A 4,769-nucleotide genomic window follows, 5' to 3' on the forward strand; every position below is an offset into this window, starting at 1 on the left:
TAGATTAGGGCGATGCCCTCTCATTTACTACATCGATGGAGAGCGATATGTCTGACGTATTTCACCTGGGATTAACCCCAAAAGATTTGCACGGCGCCGAACTGGCGATTGTGCCGGGCGATCCGGCTCGGGTAGAGAAAATCGCCCGTCTGATGGAGAACCCGGTGTTTCTGGCCTCTCACCGCGAATTCACGTCCTGGCGCGCCGAACTGGCGGGTAAGCCCGTGATTATCTGCTCGACTGGCATCGGCGGCCCGTCTACGTCAATTGCGGTGGAAGAGTTGGCGCAGCTGGGGGTTCGTACGTTTCTGCGCGTCGGCACGACCGGCGCGATCCAGCCTCATATCGCCGTGGGCGATGTGTTGGTGACGACAGCGGCGGTACGTCTCGACGGCGCCAGCCTGCATTTTGCGCCGATGGAATTCCCCGCCGTCGCGGACTTCGCCTGCACGTCGGCGCTGGTGGAGGCCACTCGCGCCGCGGGTCATACGCTACACGTCGGCGTCACGGCTTCTTCCGACACCTTTTATCCGGGGCAGGAGCGCTACGATACCTTCTCAGGTCGGGTCGTTCGTCGTTTCCGTGGATCGATGGAAGAGTGGCAGGGCATGGGCGTGCTGAACTATGAAATGGAATCCGCAACGTTGCTGACGATGTGCGCCAGTCAGGGGCTACGCGCGGGCATGGTCGCGGGCGTTATCGTGAATCGCACCCAGCAGGAGATCCCGGACGCTGCGACGATGAAACTGGCCGAAACCGCGTCGGTGAACGTGGTGCTGGCCGCGGCGCGCACGCTGCTTTCCTGAACCCCTCCTTCTAACTGAATAAAGGAACGCTATGACGTTAGCCAAAACGCTGCATCCTTCTGTCCTGCCGCTGAACGGCGGGATCAATTTTCGCGATCTGGGCGGGCTGGCTATGGCCGACGGTCGGCGAGTCCGTCCCGGCAAACTGCTGCGTGCGGGCTCACTGGATGAACTGAGCGATCAGGATTTGACGTATCTGGCCGAGGTGCCGGTCGCGCATGTGATTGATTATCGTGATATTTCTGAGGCCGCGCAGCGTCCTGACCGACTATGGTCGGGGGCGAACTATCATGCCATGCCGGCTAATCCGCCGAGTCATGAGGTGACCGCTAATCTTGAATCGCTGGGGTCGGAGAAACTGGCCGAACTGGATGCGCGCGCTTTCATGCTTACCGTCTACGAACGTCTGCCGTTCGAAAACAGCGCCTACCGCCATCTGGTCCAGCTGTTGCAGGCGCCGGGCGAGGGCGCGTTGGTGCAGCATTGCGCCGTGGGTAAGGATCGCACCGGCGTCGGCGTCGCGCTGGTGTTATTCGCGCTGGGCGCGGATGAACAGACGGTCATGGAAGATTATCTTCTGACGGAAACCACGCTGGAGCCGTTCCGCCAGCGCCTGATAGAAGAGCTGACGCCCGTGCTGGGCGAGGCGGCCATGCGGCCGTTCTCCTTCATCTTATCGGCTCGCGAGGAGTTTCTGCAGACGGCGCTACGGACGATCCGTGAGCGACACGGCTCGATCGACAACTGGTTGATGCGGGATTACGGGCTGGATGTGCCAGCGCGGGAACGCTTACGCAAACGCTATTTAGATTAAGTACGACGGCAAAAAGGCGGGCCGACCTTGCCATAGGGTAATGGCACGATCGGCCCGCATCTTAAGATCTTGCTGGGCCGCGACGACGTAGACCGTGTCGTCGCGGCCAGACGGGCGGAGGGGTTCCGCCGTCATGGGATGGAACCAACGTCAGCCGGTGTTACGCATTCCTGCGGCGACCCCGGCGACGGTGATCATCAATGCCTGTTCCACATCCGGATCCGGCGTCTCTTGCTGACGGCAGCGATGCAGCAACTCAGCCTGCAGAACGTTGAGCGGATCGGTATAAACGTTGCGCAGCGAGATAGACTCTGCAATCCACGGCAGGTCTGCCATCAGGTGATCGTCGTTGGAAATGGTCAACACCGCTTTGATGTCTTTTTCCAACTGTCCGCGCAGCTGATGACCCAGCGGCCACAGATTTTCTTCCACCAGGCGCTGATCGTAATACTCCGCCAGCCACAGGTCGGTTTTGGAGAACACCATTTCCAGCATGCCGATGCGGGTGGAGAAGAACGGCCAGTCGCGGCACATCGCTTCCAGCTGATCCTGTTTGCCGTCATCCATCACTTTCTGCAATGCCGCGCCCGCGCCCAGCCAGGCGGGCAGCATCAGACGGTTTTGCGTCCAGGCGAAAATCCACGGAATGGCGCGCAGGCTTTCGACTCCGCCGCTCGGGCGACGTTTAGCCGGGCGCGAACCCAACGGCAGTTTGCCCAGTTCCGGTTCCGGCGTTGCCGCACGGAAGTAGGGAACGAAATCGGGATTTTCGCGGACGTAGTAGCGGTACATATCGCAGGAGATACGCGATAGCTCGTCCATGATGTGGTGCCACTCTTTCTTGGGCTCCGGTGGCGGCAGCAGGTTGGCTTCCAGAATCGCGGAGGTATACAGCGACAGACTGCTGATGGTGACTTCCGGCAGGCCGAACTTGAAGCGGATCATCTCGCCCTGTTCGGTGACGCGCAGACCGCCCTTCAGGCTTCCCGGCGGCTGAGACAGCAATGCGGCATGCGCCGGCGCGCCGCCTCGGCCGATAGAGCCGCCGCGACCGTGGAATAACGTCAGCGCTACGCCATATTTCTCGAAGGTTTTAATCAGCGCGTCCTGCGCGCGATATTGCGCCCAGGAGGCCGCCATCACGCCCGCATCTTTGGCCGAGTCGGAATAGCCGATCATGACCATCTGTTTGCCCTGGATCACGCCGCGATACCAGTCGATATTCAGCAACTGCGTCATCACGCCGTCGGCGTTGTTCAGGTCATCCAGGGTTTCAAACAGCGGAGCCACCGGCAGCGTGTAGGGGCAACCGGCTTCCTTGAGCAACAGGTGGACGGCCAGAACGTCGGACGGCGTACGCGCCATCGAAATGACGTAAGACGCGATGGCGTTCTGCGGGGTTTGCGCGATGACCTGGCAGGTGTCCAGCACTTCCTGCGTTTCTGGACTCGGCTGCCACTGGCGCGGCAGCAGCGGACGTTTGGAATTCAGTTCACGGATCAGGAAAGCCTGTTTATCAGCTTCCGACCAGCTCTCGTAGTCGCCCAGTCCCAGATAACGGGTGATTTCGGCGATCGCTTCGGTGTGATTGGTGCTTTCCTGACGGACGTCGATGCGGACCAGCGGCACGCCGAAGCAGTGTACGCGGCGCATGGTATCCAGCAGCTGACCGTCGGCGATAATCCCCATGCCGCAGGCGTGCAGAGACCGGTAACAGGCGTATAGCGGATCCCACAGCTGCTCGTTACAGACCAGCAGATTCTGCGGTTCGGGAGCCGATTTCCCTTCAAGCTGGCTATCGAGATAGTTCAGCGTCGCGACCAACTGGGCGCGCATTTTCTTCATTAACTGACGATAGGGTTCCTGAACGCTGTCGCCGCCCGCCAACTGCTGCAGCTCGGGCGTACACGTGGACATGGACAGTTCGGACACCAGCTCCTGTACATCATTCAGGAACAGCGCCGCCGCTTTTCGGCGACCCAGCAGCAGCACGCGACGAGTGATTTTCGCCGTGACGTTGGGGTTGCCGTCGCGGTCTCCCCCCATCCATGACGTGAATCGGACGGGAGTCGCTTCTACCGGCAGACGATAACCGAGCTCCTGCTCCAGCTGTTCGTCCAGCTCGCGCAGAAAGGCCGGAACGCCTTCCCACAGGCTGTTTTCGACCACGGCAAAACCCCATTTGGCCTCGTCGACCGGCGTTGGGCGCTCTTTACGGATTTCGTCCGTGTGCCAGTACTGGGCGATAAGCTGACGCAGACGGCGCATGATCTGATGGTGCTCATAATCCGCCAGATCGTCGTGATCGAGCTGTTTTAAGCAGTGGTTCACCTCACCCAGCTTGTGGATCAGGCTACGACGGGTAATTTCGGTAGGATGCGCGGTCAGGACCAGCTCAATGGAGAGCGATTCCACGGCTTCGCGGATCTGATTTTCGTCCAGTTTATCGCTGTCTTTCAGACGGCGGATGGCTAACGCCAGCGTTTCCGGGTTACTGGCCGCTTCTCCGTGCGGAGAGATGGTGTGATATTGCTCGGCGGTATTGGTCAGGTTGAGAAACTGGCTGAACGCGCGCGCGACGGGCAGAAGTTCTTCGTTAGAAAGGTTTTGCAGCGTATTCAGCAGCTGTTGCCGATGCTCATTGCTGCCTGCGCGGGAGGCTTTGGAAAGTTTTCGAATGGTTTCAACACGTTCTAGTATGTTTTCTCCCAATGCGCCTTTGATGGTGTCCCCAAGCAATTTGCCGAGCATACTGACGTTGCCGCGCATTGCGGAATATTGTTCATTCATATTTGTCCTGACCCGTCTCTCGTTGTCCTGTAAAAATATTACGCTTCAAAAGTGGAGTGATGCTGTTGTCTGGCAATGGAGGATCGCGCCCATCTGTGTTGAGCACTATCTTTACAGTTGTACCCGTTTCTGTAGGGAAAAGGCAATTTGCGAAATTTAATCACCCGATCGCTCAGATAAGACTAGCTTATTAACACCCAATAAGCCCAGGCAGGACAAGGGTTGGCGGGATACCTCATTGGCGCAAAAACCCGTAAAACAGCAGGGTTTTTATGTTTTCACGTAATTAATCGTGCCAATTTGTGTGTGTTTTGTGGTTTTTTATTTCACACATGACCCGCTCTGATAGCGTCCATCAC

The 4,769-nt window shown here is 58.6% G+C and carries 3 protein-coding genes; 2 read left to right on the plus strand and 1 reads right to left on the minus strand.

The features are described from left to right. Nucleotides 1–47 precede the first annotated feature (47 nt). On the plus strand, nucleotides 48–806 hold the full coding sequence (gene udp / locus Q7O77_RS14720; RefSeq protein WP_304168801.1) for a uridine phosphorylase: 759 nt from the start codon (nucleotides 48–50) through the stop codon (nucleotides 804–806). Between the two features lie 31 nt (nucleotides 807–837). Beyond that, nucleotides 838–1,620: a tyrosine-protein phosphatase gene (locus Q7O77_RS14725; RefSeq protein WP_304168804.1), complete on the plus strand. Its 783-nt coding sequence runs from the start codon at nucleotides 838–840 to the stop codon at nucleotides 1,618–1,620. A 150-nt stretch (nucleotides 1,621–1,770) separates the two neighbouring features. Here the strand turns inward: Q7O77_RS14725 and ppc are convergent, their stop codons facing one another. Continuing rightward, nucleotides 1,771–4,410, minus strand: coding sequence for a phosphoenolpyruvate carboxylase (ppc, locus tag Q7O77_RS14730; RefSeq protein ID WP_304168807.1), 2,640 nt, complete (start codon nucleotides 4,408–4,410; stop codon nucleotides 1,771–1,773). Nucleotides 4,411–4,769: the final 359 nt, after the last annotated feature.

The organism is Lonsdalea britannica (genome assembly GCF_946477055.1).
Taxonomy (GTDB): Bacteria; Pseudomonadota; Gammaproteobacteria; order Enterobacterales; family Enterobacteriaceae; genus Lonsdalea; species Lonsdalea britannica_A.